Below are 22,944 nucleotides of genomic sequence, written 5' to 3'. Positions count from 1 at the left end.
TGCGCCCGTCCCTCATCGCCACCACGTGCGTGGCGAAGCGCGCGGCGTGGTCGAGGTCGTGCAGGACCGCCACGACGGTCCGCCCCTGCGCCTGCAGCGACTGCAGCAGCCGCAGGGGCGGACCGTCGTGGCGGTCCTGCACGACCTCGACCACGCCGCGCGCTTCGCCACGCACGTGGTGGCGATGAGGGACGGGCGCACCGTCGCCTCGGGGACGCCCGCGGAGATCCTCACCGAGCAGCGGGTGCGCGAGGTGTTCGGGCTCGACTGCCGCATCCTCACGGATCCGGACACGGGCACTCCCGTCGTGCTCCCCCGGTAGCGCCGCTCACCCGCCGGCGCGCAGCAGCACCGCGCCGCAGTCCTCGCACTCGAGGCAGGTGCCGGGTGCGGCGTTCCGGTACCGGTCCGCACTCGCACCGGAGAGCTGGGCGCCGCAGGCGGTGCAGGCGCCGCCGGAGACGGTCGCGGCAGCCGGGTACTCGCCGTCCGCGGACAGTCGCGGCGCGAGAGACTGCGGGAGCTGCGCGACCGCGGCGGTCAGCCGGGCGTCGAGCTCCGCGATCTCGCCGCTCAGGCGCTCCGCCTCCGCGGTGCGCTCGGCCTGCAGGTCCCGCCCCGTGCTCGCCACCTGGTCCGCCTGTGCACGGACGCCGGCGAGGGCCTCGGCGGCGGTCTCCCCCGCCTCCAGCTCCTCCACCTGCCGGGTCTCGATCTCGCTCACGCGCCGGCGATGCCCCGCGATCTCCTCCTGGAGGCCCAGGAGGTCCCGCGAGGTGAGGCCCACACCGGCGTTGAGCTTCTCCTCCGTCCGGCTGATGCGCGCCCGCAGCGCGTCCGCCTCCGCCTCGCACTCCGCGGCCTGCCGCTCGTGCTCCGTCTGCCGGGCGGCGAGTGCGTCCGCCTCCTGCCGCAGCCGCCCGTGCTCCGCCGCGAGCTCACGCAGGCGGGCCAGACGCTGGGTCTGCCGGGCCTCGTGCGCCCGGGTGCGGCGCGCGGCCGCGAGGTCGATCCACTCCAGGAGTGCCTGTGCCTGGCCCTCGTCGAGTCTGAGCTCCGACATCCTCAGTGCTCCTTCCGCGATGCGTGTGCTGCCGCTGTATGCGCCGACTGCGAACCCGCCATGTCCTGCCCGATCCGTTCCGCCCACGCGTCGGTGCGCAGACGCGAGACCTCGATCTCGAGCTCCCAGCCGCGCTCCCGGGCCGCGGCGGACAGCTGTGCGGCCGCGCGGTCCAGCCAGAGCGACTCCGAGGCCCAGTGGGAGATGTCGATGAGGTGCGGAACGGGAGCGGCCGGCAGACCCGGGCCGGTCCGGCGCGCCGTGTCGCGGGCCTCCGTCGCGGGGTGGTGGCGGAGGTCCGAGGTGACGTAGACCTCCGCGCCGCACGCGCGCACCTCGTCGAAGAGCGAGTCCCCGGCCCCGCCGCACACCGCCGCACGGGTCACCTCCGCGTCCGGGTCACCGGCGATGCGGACGCCGGTGACGGTGGCGGGGAGGGCCGCGGCGAGCCGCCGCGCCAGGTCCCGGACCGTCGCGGGCTCCGGCAGATCCGCCCAGCGCCCTATGCCCACCGCGGGGTCCGCCGCCGAGGTGGGAGCGAGCGGCCGTGCCTCCCCCGCCCCCAGCGTCTCGATGAGCACGTCGGAGACCCCGCCGGGGGCGACGTCCGCATTGGTGTGCGCGGCGATGTGTGCGACCCCGGCACCGATGAGCCTCACGAGCTGGCCGCCCTTGAGGGTGTCCGCGGCCACGGAGGTGACCCCGCGCAGCAGGAGCGGATGGTGGGTGAGCAGCAGGTCCGCGCCGCGCTCCACGGCCTCCTCGACGACCGCGTCCACGGGATCCACGGCGAGCAGGACACGGCGCACGTGCCGGGAGGGATCGCCGGTGGTGAGCCCCACGGAGTCCCAGGATTCCGCCAGCCGCTCCGGCCAGAGGGCGTCGATGAGTGCGTGCAGGTCGGCGAGTGCGGGCTCCGTCATGGGACAACCGTAGTACGGTGAGCGCCATGTCGCAGATCACACCCGTGCACAGGAGCACGATCGCAGACCTCATCCGCCGCACCGCCGGGCGCACCCCCGAGGCCACCGCCGTGGTCTTCGGCGACCGCACCTGGTCCTATCGCGGACTCGACGACGCCGTCACCGCGCTCGCCCGCCACCTGCTGGGGCTGGGCCTGGTCCCGGGCGACCGGGTGGCCGCCATCGGCCTCAACTCCGACCTCTATGCGCTGACCTTCCTCGCCTGCGCCCGCGCGGGCCTCGTCCACGTCCCGGTCAACTTCCAGATGCGCGGGGACGAGCTCGACTACTTCTTCACCGATTCCGGGGCCAAGGCCGTGTTCGCGGACGCCGCGCTCGCAGAGCACGTGCGGGCCACGCCCACCGGCGCCGTCCTGGAGGTGCGGACGTTCGAGGACCTCCTCCCCGTCGTCACCGCGCCGGAGGTGCCTCGGGCCGGCGATGACGAGTTCGCCGTCACGGACACGGACATCGCCCAGCTGCTCTACACCTCGGGCACCACCTCTGCCCCCAAAGGCGCGATCATGACCCACCGCGCGCTGGTCCACCACTACCTCAGCTGCCTCGACGGCCTCGATCTCAGCGCCGAGGACCGCTGGGTCCACGCGCTGCCGCTGTACCACTCCGCGCAGATGCACGTCTTCCTGCTGCCGGCGCTCATCACCGGCGCCTACAGCGTGATCGTCCCCAGCCCGGTGCCGGACGAGCTGCTCACGCTGATCGAGGAACAGCGCATCACCTCCTTCTTCGCCGCACCCACCGTCTGGGTGGCGATGGCGCACAATCCGCGCCTGACGGAGGCGGACCTCTCCTCGCTGCGCAGGGCCTACTACGGCGCCTCGATCATGCCCGGACCGGTGCTGGAGCGGCTGCGGACCGCGTTGCCGGAGCTGGGGTTCTACAACTGCTTCGGCCAGTCCGAGATGGGGCCGCTGTGCACCGTGCTGCGCCCGGAGGAGCACGACGACCACCCCGGCTCCGCCGGCAGGCCGGCGCTGTTCGTCGAGGCCAAGGTCGTCGACTCCCAGGGTGATGAGGTGGGCCCGGGCGAGCAGGGCGAGATCGTCTACCGCTCGCCGCACCTCTGCGAGGGGTACTGGAACAAGCCCGAGGCCACACAGGAGGCCTTCCGCACCGGCTGGTTCCACTCCGGCGACCTCGTGGTCCGGGACGCGGACGGCTTCGTCGAGGTCGTGGACCGCGTGAAGGACGTCATCAACACCGGCGGCGTGCTCGTGGCCTCACGGCAGGTCGAGGACGCCGTCTTCGAACTCGAGGAGGTCGCCGAGGTCGCGGTGGTGGGCGTGCCGGACGACAAGTGGATCGAGGCGATCACCGCCTTCGTCGTCCGCAAGCCCGGGGTGGGCGACGATCAGCTCACCGCGACGACGGTCACGGACCACGTCCGCTCGCGGCTGGCGCCGTTCAAGGTGCCCAAGGCGGTGCACTTCGTCGAGGAGCTGCCCAAGAACACGGCGGGCAAGATCCTCAAGCGCCGGCTGCGGGACTGAGGAGGCGCGGCGCCGGCGAGCCGGACCGGGTCTCAGTGGGCACACACCGTCCGCTGGGCGGAATCGCATCCTGCTACTGTGTCCGGATGCACAACAGGCCCACCGATCAGCCGGGCGGTCCGCTCGCCGCTCTGTCACGCAAGCTCTCCGCCGCCGCAGGCAACGATGCCTTCGGCGGCACGCTGCTCCTCCTCGCTGCCATCGCAGCGCTCGTACTGGCGAACACGCCCCTGTCCGGCTGGTACGAGGCGGTGCGGGACTTCCGCGTGGGCCCCTCCGCCCTCCACCTCGATCTCACGATCGGCACGTGGGCGGCCGACGGCCTCCTCGCCGTCTTCTTCTTCGTGGTGGGACTGGAGCTCAAGGAGGAGTTCGTCACCGGCCGCCTGCGCGACCCCCGCCAGGCGGCCGTCCCCGTGGCGGCGGCTGCCGGCGGCGTCCTCGCGCCCGCCCTCATCTTCATCGGCTTCAACCTGCACACGGGCGGCAGCGCTCTCAACGGCTGGGCCATCCCGACCGCCACGGACATCGCCTTCGCCGTGGCCGTCCTCGCGGTCGTGGCGAAGAACCTGCCGTCCGCGCTGCGCATCTTCCTCCTCACGCTGGCGGTGGTCGACGACCTCATCGCGATCACCATCATCGCCATCGCCTACACCGCGGGGGTCCAGCTGGGCTGGCTGCTGGCCGCGATCGTCCCGCTGGCCCTGTTCGCCTTCCTCACCTACCGGGGCGTGCGCTCCTGGTGGATCCTCGTCCCGCTCGGCATCCTCACCTGGTACTGCGTGCACAGCGCGGGCGTGCACGCCACCGTCGCCGGCGTGCTCCTGGGCTTCGCCGTGCCCGTCCGGCCCACGCCGCGGGCGCGGGTGGCCCACGGCACGGACGCGGACGGAGCGATCCGCTACGAGGGCCTCGCCGGTCACTTCGCGAGCCGGTGGGGCGTCTTCTCCACGCTCTTCGCCGTGCCGGTCTTCGCCTTCTTCTCCGCCGGCGTGGAGACGGGAGGGCTGAGCGGCCTCGGCGAGACCTTCGCGGATCCGATCGTCCTGGGCATCGTCTGCGGCCTCGTCCTCGGCAAGCCCATCGGCATCCTCGGCACCACCTTCCTGCTCACCCGTCTGCCGTTCTTCCGGCTGGAGAAGTCCCTGAAGTGGATCGACATGCTGGGCATGTCGATGGTCGCCGGCATCGGCTTCACGGTGGCCCTCCTGGTGGGCGAACTCGCCTATCCCGGCATGGAGCACCTCGCCGGCGAGGTGAAGATCGGCATCCTCTCCGGCTCGCTCGTCGCCGCCGTGCTGGGCGGCATCCTCCTCTCGATCCGCAGCGGCATGGCCGGCAACCAGCGCGAGCGACTCGACGTCTGAGGCATGAGCGCTCCCGTGCCGGCCTCGGAGACGGAGGTCTACCTCGACCACAACGCCACGACGCCCGTCGCGGAGCCCGTGGCGCAGAGGATGTGGCCGCATCTCACCCATCAGTTCGGCAACCCCTCGAGTGCCACCCGGCGCGGACGTGCCGCGGCCGCCGCCGTCGACCGCGCACGGCAGGAGCTCGCCGCGCTGATCGGCGCCGAGCCGGACGAGATCGTCTTCACCTCCGGGGGCACCGAGGCCAGCAATCTGGCCCTCCGCGGGGCCGCCGCGGGCGCCGGCTGCCGGCGTGTGCTCACCTCTCCGCTCGAGCACCCCGCCACGACGGCGCCGCTCGAGCACCTGCGGACGCGGGACGGCTGGACGGTCCACACGCTCGACGTCGACGCCGGGGCCCGGATCGATCCGGATTCCACTCCCGGCACTGAGCTGGGTCTGGGCACCCTCATCCTCGCGCACAACGAGGTCGGCACCGTCCAGCCGGCCGCGGCCTTCTCCGAAGCGGTCCACCGCGCGGGCGGCCTCGTGCACATCGACGCCGCACAGGCCGTCGGCAAGATCCCGGTCGACGTGCGGGAGATCGGGGCAGACCTCCTCTCCGTCGCCGGACACAAGCTCTACGGTCCGCAGGGGGTGGGCGCCCTCTGGGTGCGCCGGGGCACGGCACTCGCACCGGTGCTGCGCGGCGCCGGCCAGGAGCGGGGACTGCGCCCCGGCACGGAGAACGTCGCCGGGATCGTGGGCCTGGGAGCCGCCGCCGCACTGGCCGCCGAGGAGCTGCGGCGCGGGACCGCCGCACAGGTGAGGCTCCGGGAGCTTCTGTGGTCCCTGCTCAGCGCGGGTGCTCCCGCCCTCGTGCGGATCTCGCCGCCGGCGGGATGCCTGCCCAACACCCTCATGGTCGCGCAGCCGGGAACCGTGGGACAGGAGGTCCTGGACGCCGCGGAGGGGGTCGCCGCCTCGACCGGCAGCGCCTGCCATGCAGGCGTCCACGCCCCCTCGGCCTCCCTCCTCGCCATGGGAGTGGACCCGCGCACCGCGGTGGGAGCGCTCCGGCTGTCGCTCGGCCGGTCGACCACGGAGTCGGAGGTGCGCACCGCTGCGGAAGCCCTCTGTGCGGCGCTGCGCAGAGCCTCCGGCTGACGCCGCGAGGAGAGAAACCGCACAGCGGGCACCCTCCGGCTGGGCTCTGCCTGCCGCGGCTGAGTATCCTTAGCTGCGGTCCGGGGACGGACCCCGCACGCAGTCGCTGCGGCCCGACGGGTGCTGAGGAACCTGCGACCGCTGACAGGAGAGAGCACACGATGACAGAAGGGCCCACCGGCACCGCCGCGGCGCCGACGGCGGCACCCGCCGCGGTTCGCACCACCCCGGCGGTGGGAACGGCGCACGCGAAGGCGATCCTGTTCGGCGAGCACTCGGTGGTGTACGGCTCGCCGGCCGTCGCCATCCCGCTCACCTCCCTCAACGCCACCGCCCGCATCACGGCGGGGACGGGCGGGCTCCGGATCGACAGCGACCTCTACTCCGGCGCCGCCGCGGACGCGCCGCCCCGGCTGCAGCCGCTCATCGCGGCGGTGCAGTCGGCCTGCGCGCGCACCGGCGCGGATCCTGATCTGCTCGCCCTCGAGCTCACGAGCTCCATCCCCTACGAGCGCGGGCTGGGCTCCAGCGCCGCCGTGGCCGTCGCCGTCGCGCGCGCCGTCGCGGCCCTCACGGCGACGCGGCTGGACGAGGATGAGGTGCACGAGGTCGTCATGGCCGCGGAGCGGATCGCCCACGGCCGGTCCAGCGGGCTGGACGGGCGGACCGTCGCCTCGTCCTCCCCCATCCGCTTCCAGAACGGCGTCGTCACGCCGGTGGAGGTGGGCGGCACCTTCGAGTTCGTCCTCGCGGACTCCGGCCACGCAGGCTCCACGTCCGAGGCCGTGGGCTCCGTCCGCGCCCGGATGGAGGACTCCCCCTCGGAGGTGGGCGCGGTCCTCAACCGCCTGGGCGCGCTCGCAGAGGGCTCGCTCAGACGGCTCGCGGCCGGGGACGTCGCCGGGCTGGGCGAGCAGATGGACGATGCCCACGCCCTGCTCGCGGAGCTGGGCGTGAGCGACGCCTCCCTCGAGACCCTTGTCGCGGCGGCGCGCGGTGCCGGCGCGGCGGGGGCCAAGCTCACCGGCGGCGGCCGCGGCGGCTGTGTGCTCACACTCGCCCGCGACGGCGCGCACGCCGCACACATCGCAGAGACGCTCCGCGCCGCCGGTGCCGCGCGGACCTGGCAGACGAAGGTGGAACCGGCATGACCCGGGCGACCGCACGCGCACATCCCAACATCGCCCTCGTGAAGTACTGGGGCAAACGCGACGAGGCGCAGATGCTCCCGGCCGCGGGCAGCATGTCCATGACGCTCGACGCCTTCGCCACCACGACCACGGTCGAGGTCGACGAGGCCCTCACCGAGGACGCCTTCTCCCTGGGCGGCGCGGAGCAGACCGGCGTGGCCCTGGACCGCACCACGCGCTTCCTCGACGTCGTCCGCTCCCTCGCCGGGGACGGCCGCCGCGCCCGGGTGCGCTCCCACAACGAGGCGCCCACGGCGGCGGGACTCGCCTCCTCGGCCTCGGGCTTCGCCGCGCTGGCGCTCGCCGCCGCGGCGGCCTACGGGCTCGATCTGGACGAACGCGCGCTGAGCCGGCTGGCCCGGCGCGGCTCCGGCTCCGCCACCCGCTCCGTCATCCCCGGCTACGCCGTGTGGCACGCGGGTACGGACGATGCGAGCTCGTACGCAGAGGGGATCGAGGCTCCGGACCTGCGCCTCGTCATCGTCACCGTCGACGGCTCCCCCAAGTCCGTCTCGAGCCGCCGGGCCATGCGGCTCACGGCCGCCACCTCCCCGTTCTACGAGGCCTGGGTGAGTTCCACGGAGCAGAGCCTCACGGAGATGGTCCGGGCCTGCGCGGACGGCGACGTCCCCCGGATCGGTGCGCTCACGGAGTCCCATGCGCTGCGCATGCACGCCGTCATCGCCACCTCCACGCCGCCCGTGCGCTATCTGGCCCCGCGCAGCATCGAGGTGTTCGATGCTGCCGTCCGGCTCCGTGAGGCCGGTGTGACGGCGTGGGCGACCGCGGACGCCGGCCCCAATGTCTGCGTGCTCACCACTCCCGCCGAGGCAGAGGCCGTCGCGGCCGCCGTGGCGGAGCACGGCGAGGTCCGCATCGTCGGCCCGGGACCGGGGGCGCACCTGCTCGCGGAGCACCTGCCGGAGCCTGCACAGCGGGACGGAGGAGAGACCCCACGGTGACCGCCTCCGCAACCGCCGCCGGCGCGGACGTCCTCGCACGCGCACCGGGCAAGCTCTACATCGCCGGTGAGTACGCGGTCGTGGAGCCCGGCCACCCGGCCGTCCTCATCGCCGTGGACCGGGTCATCACCGTGCGTCTCACGGCGGCCGCCGGCTGCGGGCGGGTCCGCTCGAGCAGATGGGGGCACAGCCCCGTGACCTGGGTGCGCGGTGCGGACGAGCAGATCGTGCTCGACCACAGCCCGCTCGACTACGTCACGTCCGCGATCGCGCTCATGGAACGGCTGCGCGCGGAGCGGGGGCTGGCGCCGCGCTACTTCGACCTCGCCATCGACAGCGAGCTCGACGATCCCAGCGGGCGGAAGTTCGGCCTCGGCTCCTCCGGTGCCGTGACCGCCGCGGTCGTCGACGCCGTCGGCCGCTTCTACAGTATGGGGCTGCGGCCTCAAGACCGGTTCCGGCTGGCGCTGCTGGCCACGATCGCGATCGCACCGCGGGCCTCGGGCGGCGACGTGGCGGCCAGCACCTACGGCGGGTGGATCGAGTACACGGCCCCGGATCGCGCCGCTCTCCGCGCCCGAGCGGCGGCCTCCACCGTCACCGCCATGCTCACGGCACCGGAGTGGGAGGTCAGCCGGATCCGTCGCCTGGGCGACCCGGCCGGCCTTGCCCTGCTGGTGGGGTGGACGGGACGCCCCGCCTCCACCGAGCACCTCGTGGCGCGGGTGCACAGGGACGCGACAGACGTCGATGCGCGCTACGCGGACTTCCTCACCGGTTCCCGCCGCGCAGTGGAGGAGCTGACGGCGGCATGGACCACGGATCCCGTGACCGTGCTCGGCCGCATCCGCACGTGCAGGAGCATGCTGCAGGAGCTCGGCGCCCTCCGCGGCACCGTCATCGAGACCCCGCAGCTGCAGCTGCTCTGCGACCTCGCGGAGGCCCACGGCGCAGCGGGCAAGCCCTCCGGCGCCGGCGGCGGGGACTGCGGGATCGTCCTGCTGCCGGACACCGCAGACCCGGCGGCGCTGCTCGAATCCTGGCGGGAGCACGACATCCTGCCGCTGATGCTGCGGGCCCATTCCCCGGCCGCGGCCCCCACCGCACCGGACCAGGCAGGAGACACACATGACTGAGCGGGAAGCACTCGATGCGGCCGCACTCGACGCCGCCGGGCGGCACACGCGCAAGGAGGACCACGTCCGCCTCGCCGCGGCCCAGTGGACCGGCGGCGGGCCGCGGTCGGACTTCGACGACGTCGCGTTCGTCCACCATGCCCTGGGCGCGGTGGCGGTCGAGGAGGTGGACCCGTCCGTGGAGATGCTCGGCCGCCGCGTCGCGTGGCCGTTCTACATCAACGGGATGACCGGGGGCACGGAGCACACCGGGCGCATCAACCGGGATCTCGCGATCGCCGCGCGGGAGACCGGGATCGCGATGGCCTGCGGATCCATGTCCATCGCCCTCGACGACGCCGAGGCCGCGCGTGCCTTCACCGTCATCCGGGACGAGAACCCGGACGGCCTCGTCATGGCGAACCTGGGTGTGGGGAGGACGGCCGAGGACGCCGCGCGGGTCGTGGAGATGCTCAGGGCGGACGCCCTGCAGCTCCACGTGAATGCCGTGCAGGAGACGGTCATGCCGGAGGGCTCCCCGGAGTTCGGCTCCTGGCTGCGCGGCATCGAGGAGATCGTGAGAGCGAGCCCGGTGCCGGTGCTCGTGAAGGAAGTCGGATTCGGCCTCAGCCCGCGCACGCTCCTCCGGCTGCGGGAGCTCGGCGTGGAGTGGGCGGACGTCTCCGGCCGCGGCGGCACGGACTTCCTGCGGATCGAGAACGACCGGCGGCCCGGCGGCGACTACGCCTATCTCACCGGGTTCGGCCAGTCCGCGCCCGCCTGCCTGCTCGATGCAGCGGCGACCGCCGAACTCTCCCCGGGGCCGGTGCTGCTGGCCTCGGGCGGGGTCCGCAGCCCCCTCGACGTGCTGCGCGCGCTGGCGCTGGGCGCCCGCGCGGTGGGCGTCGCCGGCGCCTTCCTCACGGCGGTGGACTCCGGCGGGCCGGACGCGCTCGTCCCTCTCCTGCGGACCTGGCAGGACCATCTCCGCGATCTGTCCGCGCTGCTGGGTGCGCGGACGCCGGCGGACCTCGCACACACGGACGTGCTCATCCGCGGCGGGCTGCGCGAGTACTGCGAGCTGCGCGGCATCGAGGCGGGGCGTTACAGCCGGCGGAGCGAGGACTGAGCACCCCGCAGCGCACCGGCACGCGGCCCCATCCTCTTCATTCGTTCACTGTTTGACATCATTCAAATGTAGGACGAGCATGGCCCTTGAGAGCCTCGCACCTCGCGAGCCGAGGGGCAGAAGGAGCCCTTCGCATCGAAGGAGGATGATGATGGAAGCATTCGATCCGCAGCACGCCTCGACCACGGAGTCCGGCGCACCCCGGGAGTCCGACGCGCATTCGCTCAGCGTGGGCCCCGACGGCCCGCTCCTCCTCCACGACGTCGCACTCGTGGAGAAGCTCGCCCGCTTCGACCGCGAACGCGTGCCCGAACGTAGCCCCCACGCCAAGGGCTCCGGCGCCTTCGGCGAGTTCGAGGTCCTCGAGGACGTCTCCGCCTACACCAAGGCCGATTTCCTCCAGCCCGGCAGGCGCACGCCCATGCTCGCCCGCTTCTCCACCGTCGCCGGCGAGCTCGGCTCCCCGGACTCCTGGCGCGATGTCCGCGGCTTCGCCCTGAAGTTCTACACGGACGAGGGCAACTTCGACATGGTGGGCAACAACACCCCGGTGTTCTTCGTCCGCGATCCCATGAAGTTCCCCGACTTCATCCACTCCCAGAAGCGCCTGCCCGACTCCGGCCTGCGCTCGCCCAACATGCAGTGGGACTTCTGGTCCCTCTCCCCCGAATCCGCGCACCAGGTCGCCTACCTCATGGGCGACCGCGGGCTGCCCCGGACCTGGCGGCACATGAACGGCTACTCCTCCCACACCTACATGTGGATCAACGCCGCAGGCGAGAGGTTCTGGGTCCAGTACCACTTCCACACGGACCAGGGCGTGGAGAACATGACCAACGAAGAGGCCGCCAGGCTCGCCGGTGAGGACGCGGACATCCACCGCCGGGACCTCTTCGAGGCGATCGAGCGCGGGGACCACCCCAGCTGGACGCTCTCGGTGCAGATCATGCCCTACGAGGAGGCCAAGACCTACCGGTTCAACCCCTTCGACCTCACCAAGACCTGGTCGAAGAAGGACTACCCCCTTCACCGTGTCGGCAGGTTCACCCTCAACCAGAACCCCACCAACCACTTCGCTCAGATCGAGCAGGCCGCCTTCAGCCCCTCGAACACCGTTCCCGGCACGGGCGTGTCCCCGGACAAGATGCTCCTCGGGCGCGTCTTCTCCTACCCGGACGCCCAGCGCAACCGGGTGGGCACGAACTTCAACCAGCTGCCCGTCAACGCCCCCAGGACCACGGTGAACTCCTACGACAAGGAGGGGCAGATGCAGTACCACCACTCCGGTGCCGCACCCGTCTACGCACCCAACTCCTACGGCCGTGCCTACCAGGACGCCCAGGGCACGGTGGACAACGGCTGGGAGGCCGACGGTGCACTCATCCGCTCCGCCTACTCCCTCCACGCCGAGGACGACGACTTCGGCCAGGCCCACACCCTGGTCCGCGAGGTCTACTCCGAGGAGGAGCGCGACCGGCTGGTCGAGACCGTCTCCGGCATGCTCGCCTCCTGCGAGGAGCCCGTCCTGGCCAACTCCCTCCAGTACTGGAGGAACATCGACGCCGAGGTCGGCGCGAGGATCGAGAAGCGGGTGGGCGAACTCCGCTGACGCACGCTCCGAGGGTCCGGACGTCCGCTGCGGGCGTCCGGACCCTCCTCTCTGCGGCTGGGCCGCCGTGGCCCGGCCCGCCCGGCGACGGTTTGTGACATCGCTCGCACGGGCGCGGGCTCCGCTGGGGCATCCTCGACAGTGCCGGGCGGCCTCCGCGCGCAGCGGAGACCGCCGTGCACTCGCCCCGACGCCCACCCGTGCACTGCAGTGCACCGACCGACTGGAGACCCCCATGACCAACGAGCTGACCTCCCGCCTCGACGCCGGGCCCGTGATCGTCGCAGAGGGCTTCCTCTTCGAGCTGGAGCGCCGCGGCTACCTCACCGCAGGCGAGTTCGTGCCCGAGGTGGCGCTCGAGCACCCGGAGGCGCTGCGGACCCTGCACGTGGACTTCCAGCGGGCGGGTTCGGACATCGTGGAGGCGTTCACCTACAACGGCCACCGCGAGAAGATGCGCGTGATCGGCAAGGAGGATCTGCTCGAGCCGCTCAACCGCAGCGCCCTGCAGATCGCCCGCCAGGTGGCGGATGCGAAGCCCGGCAACCTCATGGCCGGCAACATCTCGAACTCCAACATCTGGGACCCGGAGAACCCGGCCGCGCAGGCAGAGGTCCGCTCGATGTTCGAGGAGAGGGTGGGCTGGGCCGTGGAGGAGGGCGCTGATCTCATCATCGGTGAGACCTTCTACTACGCGCAGGAGGCGCTCACGGCCCTGGAGGTGGCGCGGGCCACCGGCCTGTCCACCGTCATCACCCTCGCACCCATGGCCTTCGAGGAGATGGCCGACGGGGTGAGCGTCGTCGAGACCGCGAAGCGCCTCGAGCAGGCGGGTGCGGACGTGGTGGGCCTCAACTGCTTCCGCGGACCGGCCACGATGCTGCCGCACCTCACGGCGATCCGCGAGGCCGTCTCCTGTCACGTGGGCGCTCTGCCGATCCCCTACCGCACGACGCAGGCGGAGCCCACGTTCTTCAACCTCAGCGATGTCGCGGCCAGCGTGCCCTCGCCCCACGGCCGCACCTTCCCCACCGCGCTGGACCCGCTGCAGACCAACCGCTATGAGATCGGCGCGTTCGCCCGCGAGGCCTACGGCCTGGGCGTGAACTACCTGGGCGTGTGCTGCGGTGCGGCCCCCATGCACATCCGTCAGGTCGCGGAGGCCGTGGGGCTGGAGACGGAGGCCAGCCGCTTCTCGGAGAAGATGGAGAACCACTTCATGTACGGCAGCAACGAGCGCCTGCCGGAGCACATCGTGGGCCTCGGCGCCCGCGCCTGAGGCGCTTGCTCGACTCCTCACCGCATGCGCTTGCGCCGCCGGCTCCATCCGGCGGCGCAAGTACATTCAGCACCCGGTGCGTCGCTCCTCCCCACGCGCAGGCAACAGCGCACCCCGCTTGAACTATACCCCCTGGGGGTATAGTCTGCGGAGTGTGGTCGGCAGACGATCACACCGCTCCACGCGGCAGCCGCCATGGGAGGAGGAACGCCGATGACCCCCGGTCACCCGCACTCGCACTCGCACTCGCACGACTCTCACACACACCCCGCCCCGCCGGCGCACGACCACGAGGCGCATCACCACGGCGCGCAGGCCTCGGACACCGCGGCGGAGCCCGCCGGGCACGGAGACCACCCGGGTCATGCTGCGCACGCCGAGCACGCGGGCCACTCAGGTCACGCGGGTCACTCCGGGCACGGAGACCACGTCGCACAGTTCCGGCGGCTCTTCTGGATCATGCTCGCCCTCGCGGTGCCCGTCGTCGCCTTCAACTCCATGTTCGCGAGCCTGCTCGGCTACGGCCTGCCGGATCTCGGCTGGGTGCCGTGGGTCTCGCCCGTCCTCGGCACGCTCATGTACGTCTGGGGCGGCAGGCCCTTCCTCACGGGCGGCCTCGCGGAGATCCGCGACCGGAAGCCGGGGATGATGCTGCTCATCGCTCTGGCGATCACCGTCGCGCTCCTCTCCTCCTGGGGCGCGAGCCTGCATCTCCTCTCCCACGAGCTCGACTTCTGGTGGGAGCTCGCCCTGCTGATCGTCATCATGCTCCTGGGGCACTGGCTGGAGATGCGCTCACTCGCGCAGACCAGCTCCGCGCTGGACTCCCTCGCCGCTCTCCTGCCGGACGAGGCCGAGAGGGTCGAGGGCGAGCAGATCGCCACCGTCTCCCCGGAGGACCTGCGGGTGGGCGACGTGGTGGTCGTACGGCCCGGCGCCTCGGTGCCCGCGGACGGCCGGATCATCGAAGGTGCGGCCAGCATGGACGAGTCGATGGTCACCGGTGAGTCGCGGCCGGTGCGCCGCGGAACCGGGGCCGCGGTGGTCGCGGGTACGGTCGCCACGGACTCCGGGCTCCGCGTGGAGGTCACCGCCACGGGCGATGAGACCGCTCTCGCGGGGATCCGGAAGCTCGTCTCCGACGCCCAGGCCTCCTCCTCCCGCGCTCAGCGGATCGCGGACACCGCCGCCGGGTGGCTGTTCTGGTTCGCCCTGGGATCCGCCGCGGTCACCGCGCTCGTGTGGAGCCTGCTCGGAATGCCGGACAGTGCGGTCGTGCGGACCATCACCGTGCTCGTCATCGCCTGCCCGCACGCCCTCGGCCTCGCCATCCCGCTGGTCGTCTCGATCGCCACAGAGCGCGCCGCCCGCGCTGGCGTGCTCGTCAAGGACCGGCTCGCGCTCGAATCCATGCGCACGGTCGACGCCGTCCTGTTCGACAAGACCGGCACGCTCACCAGGGGCGAACCCACCGTCACCGGAGTGGAGCCCGCCGGCGCACGAACCGCGGACGAGGTGCTGGCGCTGGCAGCCGCGGCGGAGGCGGACAGCGAACACCCCCTCGCGAAGGCCATCGTGGGAGCGGCGGAGCACCGCGGCCTCGGGCTCGCCTCCGCCCGCAACTTCACCTCCTCCCCCGCGGAGGGCGTGAGCGCCCGGATCGAGGACACCCTCGTGGCAGTGGGCGGGCCGCATCTGCTGGAGCGCCACGGTGCCGCGGAGCTGCCGGTGGCGGAGCAGTGGCGGGACGAGGGCGCGATCATCCTCCACGTCCTCGCGGACGGTGAGGTGATAGGCGCGCTGCGGCTGGCCGACGAGATCCGGCCGGAGTCCCGTGCGGCGGTGGACGCCCTCCACGCCGCGGGAAGTGAGGTCGTGATGATCACCGGAGACGCCGAGGCCGTCGCCCGGACCGTAGCCGGTCAGCTCGGGATCGACCGGGTGTTCGCCGGGGTGCGCCCGGAGGACAAGGCCGCCACCGTCGCCTCCCTCCAGGAGGAGGGACGGAAGGTCGCGATGGTGGGCGACGGGGTGAACGACGCCCCCGCGCTCGCGCAGGCCGACGTGGGCATCGCGATCGGCGCGGGCACGGACGTCGCGATCGGCTCCGCGGGCATCATCCTCGCGTCCTCGGATCCGCGCGCCGTGCTCTCCGTCTTCGCGCTCTCGCGGGCGACCTTCCGCAAGATGAAGCAGAACCTCTGGTGGGCGGCCGGCTACAATCTCATCTCCGTGCCGCTGGCCGCCGGGGTGCTCGCACCCGTGGGCTTCGTGCTGCCCATGAGCGTGGGCGCGATCCTCATGTCCGCCTCGACCGTGGTCGTCGCGCTCAACGCGCAGCTGCTGCGTCGTCTGGACCTCTCGCCGGAGGCGCTGACGTCCCCGCGGCCGTGAGAGGCCTCAGCCCCGCCGAGCGACGGCTGCGGTGAGGCGGGAGATCGCCTCGTCGACGGTGCTGCGGGGACATCCGAGATTGACCCGCATGTAGCCGTTGCCCTCGACGCCGAACTTGGGCCCGCGGTCCAGCCAGAGGCGCGCCTGCGTGAGCATGAAGTCGTCGAGCTCCTCGACGCTCAGCCCCAGCCCGCGGCAGTCCATCCACGCCAGGTAGAGGGAGTCGCCCGGGAGCACGTGCAACCCGGGGCAGGCGCTGTTGACGCTCTGCGCGAAGTGCTCGCGGTTGCCCCGCACGTACTCCAGCAGGCCCTCCAGCCAGGGCTCGCCGTGCGTGTAGGCGGCCTCGGCGGCCACCATCCCCAGGCTGTTCAGCAGGGGGAAGAAGTTCCTCTCGTAGGTGCGCGCCACGGCCGCGCGCAGTCGCGCGTCCGGGATGACCATGGCGGCCGCCTGGAGCCCCGCGAGGTTGAAGGTCTTGCTGGGGGCCACACAGGTGACGCTGTTCCGCGCGAACTCCTCGCCCAGCGTGGCGAACGGCGTGTGCGCCGCCGCAGGGTTGAGCACGAGGTCCTGGTGCACCTCATCGGAGATGACGAGGACGCCGTGCCGGGCGCAGATCTCACCCATCTGCCGCAGTTCGTCCGCAGACCAGACGTTGCCGGTGGGGTTGTGGGGGTTGCTGAGGATGAACACCGCAGTGTCCGGCCGGATGGCGGCCTCGAAGACCTGCGGGTCGAAGCGGTAGCGATCGCCCTCGCGCACCAGGGGTGCGTACGCCAGGCGGCGGCCGTTCATGAGCATGTCCTCATGGAAGTGTCCGTAGACCGGCGGCTGGATGAGGACGGTGTCGCCGGGCCGGCTGACCGTCTGCACGACGGTCTTGAGCCCGGTGATGATGCCGGCGGAGGGCAGCACCCACTCGGGATCGACCGTCCAGCCGTAGCGGCGTCCCTGCCAGGAGGTCAGCGCCTCGAGGAATCCCGCGGAGAGCCCTGCGGAGTACCCGAACACGCCGAACTCCACCGCCTCGTGCAGCGCATCGACGACCGGCTGCGGTGCGCGGAAGTCCATGTCGGCCACCCACATGGGAAGCGGCTCCGCCGCGGCCTGGGCCGGCGTGAGCGTCGCCGCAGCGGCGTCCCACTTCATCGAGTTGGTGCCCCGGCGCTCGATGACGGGGTCGAAGGCGCTGGTCTGCGGGGAGGCGGAGGCCTGACGCGTGTGCATGGTGGGTGCCCTCACAATACGGTCGGAAGCAGGGTGCGACTTCAGACTAATGCGCTCCGGGCTCTCAGGCACCGGACCGGACGCCCAGGACGGCCTCGGCCCAGGCTTCGACCAGCCGGTCGTTGTCCACCGCGGTCACCATGTCCACCTCCGTCCCCTCCGGATCCCGCAGCAGCTTGCCGGGCGGGCGCTCCGCGGTCCGCACCCGGCGCCGCGCACGGGCGACCAGCCCGGGCTCTACGAGCGCGGCGAGGACCACGAGGTCGTGCAGCCACATCCCATTCACCGGGCGGGTCGCGCTGCTGTGCGCCAGCCAGGGCTCCAGCCACCGCCCGATCGAGGCGAGGTCCTCCGGGCTGCGAGCCCGTGCCTCTGCACTGATCCGGGTCCACCGCTCCCACGAGAGCTCGGTCGTCCTCGTCACGTCGAGCGGCACCACGGTGAGCGGCAGCCCGCTGCGCAGGACGGCCCGCGCGGCATGGGGATCCACCGCGAAGTTGGTGTCCACGTCCTCGTTCCTGGCGAGGAAGCCTCCCATGAGGCAGACCCGCTCGACGCCGGCGAGGGCAGCGGGGGCATGACGGAGCAGCCGGGCCAGATTGGTCAGCGGGCCGAGGCACACCAGCGTCACGCCGTCGCCCGCGGCGAGGAGGTCTGCGGCGAGTGCGGGCAGTGGGTCCTCCCCCGCCTCGGCGCCGTACCGGTGCGGAGGTTCCGCGACCCCCCACCGCCGGCAGACCTCGGGAGAGCGCCCCGGGGCGTCCAGACGCGACCGCCAGGCGGCCCGCTCCCCGGACAGTGGTGTGTCCGCGCCCTGCAGGAGGCGGGGTCCGCGCGCACCGAGCTCCCGCAGCAGCCGCGCCGCGGCATCACGGCCCTCCGCCGCCGAGGTGTTGCCGAACACCGTCCAGATGGATTCGACCTCGATCTCCGGATGCCGGAGGGCGAAGGCCAGGGCGATCGCGTCGTCGACGTTCGCGCCGGGGATGCCGTTGCCGGGATCGCAGTCGATCACGACCTTCATGCGTCCGCCTCCGCTGCCGGAACCTCACAGCCACAGCTCTCCCGGCGCACGAGCTCGGAGGCGGCGGTGAGTCCGGTGACTGCGGAATCGGGTTCGAGCGCATCCGCGATCTCGCGCGCGAGTGCGGACACCTGCAGCTCGACGGTGGTCAGCGAGGGAATGGCGAAGGCCGCCGCCGGCGTACCGTTGTAGGCGACGACGCTGAGGTCCTCAGGGACCCTGACGCCTGCTCGATGGAGTCCTCTGAGCAGCCCGGTCGCCTGCATCTCGTTCGCGGTGACGACGGCGTCGCAGCCGGACTCGAGTAGGTGTCCCGCCGCGTCCGCGCCGGCCTCCTGGGTGAATGGCACGTTCATCCGGACGGTCGGAGACAACCCTGCCGCGGAGACCGCATCGGCCCAGCCTCGGGATCTCTCCGCGGAGTTGAGCCTGCCCTGGGGCCCACCCAGATGCGCGATGCGGGTGCGCCCGTGCGCGAGCAGATGCTCCGTCGCCAGCCGCACACCTCGGTACTCCTCCGCGTCCACGGAGATGAGGCGACCGGCCGGCGCGGCCTCCGTGACTCCGGAACCGGCGAGGTCGTTGACCACGACCACAGGCAGGGCGGAGCCTCCGAGCACGTCGAGCGGCGGCGGCAGGTCGACCGAGTACCAGACGAGGCCCGCCACCTGCTGGGCGAGGAGCGTCTCGACGACTGTCGCCTCCCGGGCGGGTTCATCGCCGGAGTCCCCGATGAGCAGCGAGTAGCCGCGGCCGAAGAGCTCCCGCTCCAGGCTCTGCGTCAGCTGGGCGAGGAAGGGGTTCGCCAGATCCGGAACCACCAGGCCGATGACGGTGCTGCGGCCGGAGACGAGCGCGCGTGCCGCGCTGTTGGGCCTGTACCCGGTCTTCGCGATGGCGGCGAGCACCCTCCGCCGCGCGTCCTCGGAGACCGAGCGCGGACCGTTGTTGAGCACATAGCTGACGACGGCTGTCGAGGTCCCGGCGATCCGCGCGACCTCCTCCTGGGTGGGCCGTTTGGTCACGTGTGCGCCTTTCGTCAGACTGCGTCCGTCAGCAGCGTGAGATCACGGCCGCGGGTCTCCGGAGCGAAGAAGGTGGTGACCAGACCGATCCCGGCCATGACCACGAAGTAGACCGCCAGCGGGATCCACGATCCCCAGGCCGCGAGCAGAGCCGCGGCCACCATCGGCGCCGTCCCTCCGGAGAGTATGGAGCCGAGCTCCTTCGCGACCCCCATCTTCGTGTACCGGTGCTGCACCCCGAAGAGCTCCGCTCCGTAAGCCGCCTGCGCACCGAACATGCCGAGCGAGGCCAGGCACATGCCCACGACGATGACGCCTCCCACCACAAGGGGCTCGCGGGATTCCAGGAGCAGGAATGCGGGCACGCCGTAGACGACGAGCAGAAGGCAGAACACGCGGTAGACGATGCGGCGGCCGAACCGGTCGGTGAGCCAGCCGGAGAAGGGGATGACTGCGAAGCCGAGGAGGGAGGCGACGACCACGGCGGTGGTGGGCACCGACTTGTCGACCGCCAGCGCGTTGACGACATAGCCGATCAGGAACCCCTGCGCGATGTAGGAGGGGCCGTTCTCACCGATGCGCAGGCCGAGCATGACGAAGAACGCCCGCCATCCGGAACCCTGTGGCTCCTGCGCGGCGTGTGCGAGGTTCTGCTCCTTCGCCTCCTTGAAGGACTCGAAGACCGGGCTCTCCCTCATCGTCCTGCGCAGGAGCAGAGCGGCACCGGCCACGAGGATCGAGCACAGGAACGGGATGCGCCAGCCCCAGGCCACGACGTCCTCCTGCGGCAGGAGGAGAACCAGGAGCCACACCGAGGAGGCCAGCAGGGTTCCGCTGTTCGAACCCACACCGATGAGAGAGGCCACGAGCCCGCGCCTCTTCGTGGGTGCGCTCTCCGCGAGCATCACCGCACCTCCCGAGAGTTCCGCACCTGCACCGAATCCCTGGCAGATGCGCAGGAACACGAGGATCGCAGGCGCCCACACGCCGATCGCGGCATAGCTCGGGATGAGGCCGATCGCCGTGGTGGAGACGCCCATGAGCGCCACGGTGATGACGAGGACCAGTTTCCGCCCGTGTCTGTCGCCCACCCGTCCCAGCACGATGGCACCCACGGGGCGCGCGATGAAGCCGACGGCCCAGGTGGCGAACGAAGAGAGCAGCGCGACCACCGGCCCCTGTTCGGGGAAGAAGACCTCCCCGAACACCAGTCCGGCGGCGAGGCCGTAGAGCGCGAAGTCCACGTACTCCATGGTCGTCCCCGAGCCAGATCGAGACGATCGTCGACCAGAAGTTCCGGCGGCCCTCGGGGGTCTCGTAATGGAGATCCGCCTGCTGCGGAGCGCCGGCGGTATCAGTACGGCTCACTGCTGAACCCTTTCGGAGGAGGTGCCTGCCGGGTGAATCTATACGCTTAGATCCCTTGCGGACAAGCGCAGGAGGCCACCGCTCCGTGAAGCTCCGGTGAAGGCGGGCCCGGGCCTGCCCATGCGGGAGGAATGCTCAGCAGCGCGGCGAGCAGGACACCCACATGCTGGCCCGCCCCTACTGCAGAACACCCATCAGTGCCGTGAGGTGTGCGCGGCTCAGACGGCGGGCTGCCACAGCATCACCTGCCGCAATGGCTTCCACGAGGCCCGCATGGCTGTCATGATCCGACTCGTCCGAGAGGCCCCTGCCCATACGGAGCATCTCGAGCATCGCTCTGCGCACTCGCGGCACGAACGAGTCGAAGATCTCCAGCAGGACGGGATTGGCGGCCGCAGCGACGACGGCACGGTGGAATCGCATGTCCGCTTCCGCCCAGGCCTCACTGCCCGCTTCCCGCCCCTCACGGTCCGCGAGCGCGCGGCGGATGTCACGCATGCCGTCGGGCGTGCGCCGCTCCGCAGCACAGGCCGCCGCCTCGGCCTCGATGGCGATCCTCGCCTCGAGCACCGCAACGATCCCTGCGCGCCGCAGCACCGCATCCCAGTCCTCGGCGACGTCCAGCGCCGTCACGAACACGCCGGAGCCCTGCCGCGATTCCAGGACACCCCTGCCAGCGAGCTGGCGAATGGCCTCGCGGACCGTCGAGCGACCAACCTTGAGCTGGGACGCGAGAGTCGTCTCGCCGGGCAGCCTGGCCCCCAGCGTCCACTCGCCGGCGCGGATCCGCGTCAGCAGCGCTTCCGCCACCCGGTCGGCAAGCGGCGTCCGTCCGATCACGCTCATCTCCCCACTCGCCCTCTTTCACCCGGCCCTCAACTTGTCTGAGGAGTTGTGTAGAGTCTACCCAGTCCCGGTGATGCCACCTGCCTCGCGGCGGCACATACCGGACTGAGCACGCACTGGACAGAGCAGACCGAGGAGGAAGCACCCGATGAATGAGGTCCTGCGGATGCGGAACGTCGATGTGGTCCGCGGGTCGCGGCAGATCCTCACGGGCATCGACTTCACCGTCTCCACCGGCGAACACTGGGCGCTGATCGGCCCGAACGGGGCAGGGAAGAGCACGATCCTCAGCATGTGCGGTGCGGAGAGGCATCCCACCCGCGGAACCGTCCACGTCCTCGGTCACCAGCTCGGCCGCGTGGAAATCCGCATGTTGCGGGAGTCGATCGGTCACGTCAATCCGCGTCATCCGCTGCGGTCGGCCCGCACCGCGCGCGAGGTGGTGCTCACGGGCGCGACCGGCACCACCGAGCTGATGCCCCGGTGGGTTCCCGCCTCCGCCACACTGGACCGGGCCGACGCCCTCATCGAGATGCTCGGCCTCGATGCGGATCTCACGTGGCCGACGATGTCACAGGGCGAACGCGGCAGGACGCTCATCGCCCGTGCACTCATCACCGACCCGCCCCTGCTGCTCCTCGATGAACCGTCGACCGGCTTGGACGTGGCTGCACGCGAGCAGTTCCTCGAGACGGTGGACACGCTCCATCGCACGCAGCCGGAGCTCACCTCCGTGCTCGTCACACATCACCTGGAGGAGCTGCCGGAGACGACCACCCACGCGATGCTGGTCAAGGACGGCCGCGTCCTCGCCGCCGGCAGCGCAACGTCGGTCCTCACCAGCGAGCTCGTCTCCGAGTGCTTCGACCACCCGATCCGCATCGAGCATCAGGACCACCGCTGGCAGGCACGTGCGGTCCGGAGCTGACCGCTCCGTCATACCCCTGCTCATGGCCCCCACCTGCACGCGCCCTCCTTCGAGGCCACCACAGGCGCTCGAGGTCATACGCTATAAAGTGCTATAAACACGCACTGATGCTATATCTGCTATTGTGCGCTCATGGCGGAGACAGCATCCCGGCGTCAGCCCAATCCGTACCGCCCCGGCTTCAATCAGGCCCCGATGGTCTTCGCGGGGCGCCAGGAGATCCTCGATGCCGCGGGTGAGGCCATGGAGGTGGCGGCCTTCGACGGCCGCACCCCGCGTCCCCTCATCCTCGTGGGGCCGCGCGGAGTGGGCAAGACCGTCACCCTCGGGGAGATCTCCCATGCCGCAGCCGCGCAGCACTCCTGGCCCACTGTGCACGTCGAGGCCACCGCGGGCGGGCTGACGGAGACGCTGACCGCACGGCTCCGCGCCGTACGCAGCCTCCTCGAGGGACGCACTCCCACGGACCGGCAGCGCGGCGGCGCCAGAATCACCGGCGCCAAGGTGCAGGCCTCGATCCTCGGAGTCGGAGGCGGCATCGAGGTCGAGCGTGACACCACGGAATCGCGCCGCAGCCTTGACGTCGAGCTCCGGGACACCATGACGGTCGCGATGGAGCGCGAGGCAGGGCTCCTCCTCACCCTCGACGAGCTGCAGAACGCCTCGTCGGCAGAGCTGCACGCCCTCGGAGGGGTGCTGCAGGAGAACGTGCCGGAGGGCTGGCCCCTCGTCGTCGCGGTGGGCGCGCTCCCCTCGCTGCGCGGGAAGCGCAGCGGCAGACTCCCCACGTACC

20 protein-coding genes are annotated in these 22,944 nt (G+C 71.7%); 13 read left to right on the top strand and 7 right to left on the bottom strand.

Annotated elements, in window-relative coordinates:
- Positions 1-322, top strand: a 322-nt coding sequence (locus Q0A33_RS10765; protein ID WP_291796181.1) for an ABC transporter ATP-binding protein, incomplete at its 5' end; no start/stop codon positions are given.
- Positions 323-328: 6 nt separating this feature from the next.
- Here the strand turns inward: Q0A33_RS10765 and Q0A33_RS10760 are convergent.
- Both Q0A33_RS10760 and Q0A33_RS10755 read right to left on the bottom strand, forming a co-directional pair.
- A complete protein-coding gene (locus Q0A33_RS10760) occupies positions 329-1,063 on the bottom strand; it encodes a hypothetical protein (RefSeq protein ID WP_291796178.1) in 735 nt (244 codons plus the stop codon).
- Positions 1,064-1,065: 2 nt separating this feature from the next.
- Positions 1,066-1,986: a Nif3-like dinuclear metal center hexameric protein gene (locus tag Q0A33_RS10755; RefSeq protein ID WP_291796175.1), complete on the bottom strand. Its 921-nt coding sequence runs from the start codon at positions 1,984-1,986 to the stop codon at positions 1,066-1,068.
- Positions 1,987-2,012: 26 nt separating this feature from the next.
- Here Q0A33_RS10755 and Q0A33_RS10750 point away from each other — a divergent pair, with 26 nt between their 5' ends.
- The 10 genes from Q0A33_RS10750 (at position 2,013) to Q0A33_RS10705 (ending at position 15,730) form a co-directional block, all read left to right on the top strand.
- The gene (locus tag Q0A33_RS10750; RefSeq protein WP_291796172.1) at positions 2,013-3,536 is read left to right on the top strand and encodes a fatty acyl-CoA synthetase; all 1,524 of its coding nucleotides are present in this window, start codon (positions 2,013-2,015) and stop codon (positions 3,534-3,536) included.
- 86 nt (positions 3,537-3,622) lie between these two features.
- Complete coding sequence (nhaA, locus tag Q0A33_RS10745) at positions 3,623-4,903, top strand: Na+/H+ antiporter NhaA (RefSeq protein WP_291796169.1); 1,281 nt, start codon at positions 3,623-3,625, stop codon at positions 4,901-4,903.
- A 3-nt stretch (positions 4,904-4,906) separates the two neighbouring features.
- Positions 4,907-6,052 (top strand): cysteine desulfurase family protein, encoded by a 1,146-nt coding sequence (locus Q0A33_RS10740; RefSeq protein WP_291796166.1) that lies wholly within the window; start codon positions 4,907-4,909, stop codon positions 6,050-6,052.
- Between the two features lie 161 nt (positions 6,053-6,213).
- A complete protein-coding gene (gene mvk / locus Q0A33_RS10735) occupies positions 6,214-7,203 on the top strand; it encodes a mevalonate kinase (RefSeq protein ID WP_291796163.1) in 990 nt (329 codons plus the stop codon).
- The gene (mvaD, locus tag Q0A33_RS10730; protein WP_291796160.1) at positions 7,200-8,204 is read left to right on the top strand and encodes a diphosphomevalonate decarboxylase; all 1,005 of its coding nucleotides are present in this window, start codon (positions 7,200-7,202) and stop codon (positions 8,202-8,204) included. Before mvk ends, mvaD begins: the two co-directional genes overlap by 4 nt.
- Positions 8,201-9,340: a phosphomevalonate kinase gene (locus Q0A33_RS10725; RefSeq protein ID WP_291796157.1), complete on the top strand. Its 1,140-nt coding sequence runs from the start codon at positions 8,201-8,203 to the stop codon at positions 9,338-9,340. Before mvaD ends, Q0A33_RS10725 begins: the two co-directional genes overlap by 4 nt.
- Positions 9,333-10,448 (top strand): type 2 isopentenyl-diphosphate Delta-isomerase, encoded by a 1,116-nt coding sequence (gene fni, locus Q0A33_RS10720; RefSeq protein ID WP_291796154.1) that lies wholly within the window; start codon positions 9,333-9,335, stop codon positions 10,446-10,448. Before Q0A33_RS10725 ends, fni begins: the two co-directional genes overlap by 8 nt.
- A gap of 151 nt (positions 10,449-10,599) precedes the next feature.
- Positions 10,600-12,057, top strand: a complete 1,458-nt coding sequence (locus tag Q0A33_RS10715) for a catalase (RefSeq protein WP_291796151.1) — start codon at positions 10,600-10,602, stop codon at positions 12,055-12,057.
- 235 nt (positions 12,058-12,292) lie between these two features.
- Positions 12,293-13,336: a homocysteine S-methyltransferase family protein gene (locus Q0A33_RS10710; protein WP_291796148.1), complete on the top strand. Its 1,044-nt coding sequence runs from the start codon at positions 12,293-12,295 to the stop codon at positions 13,334-13,336.
- A gap of 213 nt (positions 13,337-13,549) precedes the next feature.
- The gene (locus Q0A33_RS10705; RefSeq protein ID WP_291796145.1) at positions 13,550-15,730 is read left to right on the top strand and encodes a heavy metal translocating P-type ATPase; all 2,181 of its coding nucleotides are present in this window, start codon (positions 13,550-13,552) and stop codon (positions 15,728-15,730) included.
- A gap of 6 nt (positions 15,731-15,736) precedes the next feature.
- Here Q0A33_RS10705 and Q0A33_RS10700 read toward each other — a convergent pair whose 3' ends face one another.
- The 5 genes from Q0A33_RS10700 to Q0A33_RS10680 all read right to left on the bottom strand — a co-directional run bounded on the left by Q0A33_RS10700 (position 15,737) and on the right by Q0A33_RS10680 (position 21,223).
- Entirely contained in the window at positions 15,737-16,960 is a 1,224-nt protein-coding gene (locus Q0A33_RS10700; RefSeq protein ID WP_291796142.1) for a MalY/PatB family protein, read from the bottom strand.
- Between the two features lie 64 nt (positions 16,961-17,024).
- Positions 17,025-17,984, bottom strand: coding sequence for a nucleoside hydrolase (locus tag Q0A33_RS10695; RefSeq protein WP_291796138.1), 960 nt, complete (start codon positions 17,982-17,984; stop codon positions 17,025-17,027).
- Positions 17,981-19,009: a LacI family DNA-binding transcriptional regulator gene (locus Q0A33_RS10690; RefSeq protein WP_291796135.1), complete on the bottom strand. Its 1,029-nt coding sequence runs from the start codon at positions 19,007-19,009 to the stop codon at positions 17,981-17,983. The genes Q0A33_RS10695 and Q0A33_RS10690 overlap by 4 nt, the downstream gene beginning before the upstream one ends.
- Before the next feature lie 14 nt (positions 19,010-19,023).
- Positions 19,024-20,262, bottom strand: a complete 1,239-nt coding sequence (locus tag Q0A33_RS10685; protein ID WP_291796132.1) for an MFS transporter — start codon at positions 20,260-20,262, stop codon at positions 19,024-19,026.
- A 292-nt stretch (positions 20,263-20,554) separates the two neighbouring features.
- A complete protein-coding gene (locus tag Q0A33_RS10680) occupies positions 20,555-21,223 on the bottom strand; it encodes an FCD domain-containing protein (protein WP_291796129.1) in 669 nt (222 codons plus the stop codon).
- A 148-nt stretch (positions 21,224-21,371) separates the two neighbouring features.
- On the opposite strand from Q0A33_RS10680, the gene Q0A33_RS10675 reads away from it, so the two are divergent.
- Both Q0A33_RS10675 and Q0A33_RS10670 read left to right on the top strand, forming a co-directional pair.
- A complete protein-coding gene (locus Q0A33_RS10675) occupies positions 21,372-22,151 on the top strand; it encodes an ATP-binding cassette domain-containing protein (RefSeq protein WP_291796127.1) in 780 nt (259 codons plus the stop codon).
- 132 nt (positions 22,152-22,283) lie between these two features.
- Positions 22,284-22,944: ATP-binding protein (locus Q0A33_RS10670; protein ID WP_291796124.1), on the top strand; the 661-nt coding region annotated here is incomplete at its 3' end.

The sequence above is a fragment of the Brevibacterium sp. genome (assembly GCF_022712115.1).
GTDB lineage: Bacteria > Actinomycetota > Actinomycetes > Actinomycetales > Brevibacteriaceae > Brevibacterium > Brevibacterium salitolerans.
The sequence above is the reverse complement of the archived record's forward strand: the minus strand, read 5'-3'. Positions and strand labels throughout refer to the sequence as shown.

Excerpts from the sequence above, each read along its gene's own strand:
- fni (WP_291796154.1), top strand. The coding sequence starts at position 9,333 with ATGACTGAGCGGGAAGCACTCGATGCGGCCGCACTCGACGCCGCCGGG.
- mvk (WP_291796163.1), top strand. The coding sequence starts at position 6,214 with ATGACAGAAGGGCCCACCGGCACCGCCGCGGCGCCGACGGCGGCACCC.
- Q0A33_RS10675 (WP_291796127.1), top strand. The coding sequence starts at position 21,372 with ATGAATGAGGTCCTGCGGATGCGGAACGTCGATGTGGTCCGCGGGTCG.
- Q0A33_RS10680 (WP_291796129.1), bottom strand. The coding sequence starts at position 21,223 with ATGAGCGTGATCGGACGGACGCCGCTTGCCGACCGGGTGGCGGAAGCG.
- Q0A33_RS10710 (WP_291796148.1), top strand. The coding sequence starts at position 12,293 with ATGACCAACGAGCTGACCTCCCGCCTCGACGCCGGGCCCGTGATCGTC.
- Q0A33_RS10760 (WP_291796178.1), bottom strand. The coding sequence starts at position 1,063 with ATGTCGGAGCTCAGACTCGACGAGGGCCAGGCACAGGCACTCCTGGAG.
- Q0A33_RS10750 (WP_291796172.1), top strand. The coding sequence starts at position 2,013 with ATGTCGCAGATCACACCCGTGCACAGGAGCACGATCGCAGACCTCATC.
- mvaD (WP_291796160.1), top strand. The coding sequence starts at position 7,200 with ATGACCCGGGCGACCGCACGCGCACATCCCAACATCGCCCTCGTGAAG.
- Q0A33_RS10700 (WP_291796142.1), bottom strand. The coding sequence starts at position 16,960 with ATGCACACGCGTCAGGCCTCCGCCTCCCCGCAGACCAGCGCCTTCGAC.
- Q0A33_RS10755 (WP_291796175.1), bottom strand. The coding sequence starts at position 1,986 with ATGACGGAGCCCGCACTCGCCGACCTGCACGCACTCATCGACGCCCTC.
- Q0A33_RS10695 (WP_291796138.1), bottom strand. The coding sequence starts at position 17,984 with ATGAAGGTCGTGATCGACTGCGATCCCGGCAACGGCATCCCCGGCGCG.
- Q0A33_RS10705 (WP_291796145.1), top strand. The coding sequence starts at position 13,550 with ATGACCCCCGGTCACCCGCACTCGCACTCGCACTCGCACGACTCTCAC.
- Q0A33_RS10715 (WP_291796151.1), top strand. The coding sequence starts at position 10,600 with ATGGAAGCATTCGATCCGCAGCACGCCTCGACCACGGAGTCCGGCGCA.
- Q0A33_RS10740 (WP_291796166.1), top strand. The coding sequence starts at position 4,907 with ATGAGCGCTCCCGTGCCGGCCTCGGAGACGGAGGTCTACCTCGACCAC.
- nhaA (WP_291796169.1), top strand. The coding sequence starts at position 3,623 with ATGCACAACAGGCCCACCGATCAGCCGGGCGGTCCGCTCGCCGCTCTG.
- Q0A33_RS10685 (WP_291796132.1), bottom strand. The coding sequence starts at position 20,262 with ATGGAGTACGTGGACTTCGCGCTCTACGGCCTCGCCGCCGGACTGGTG.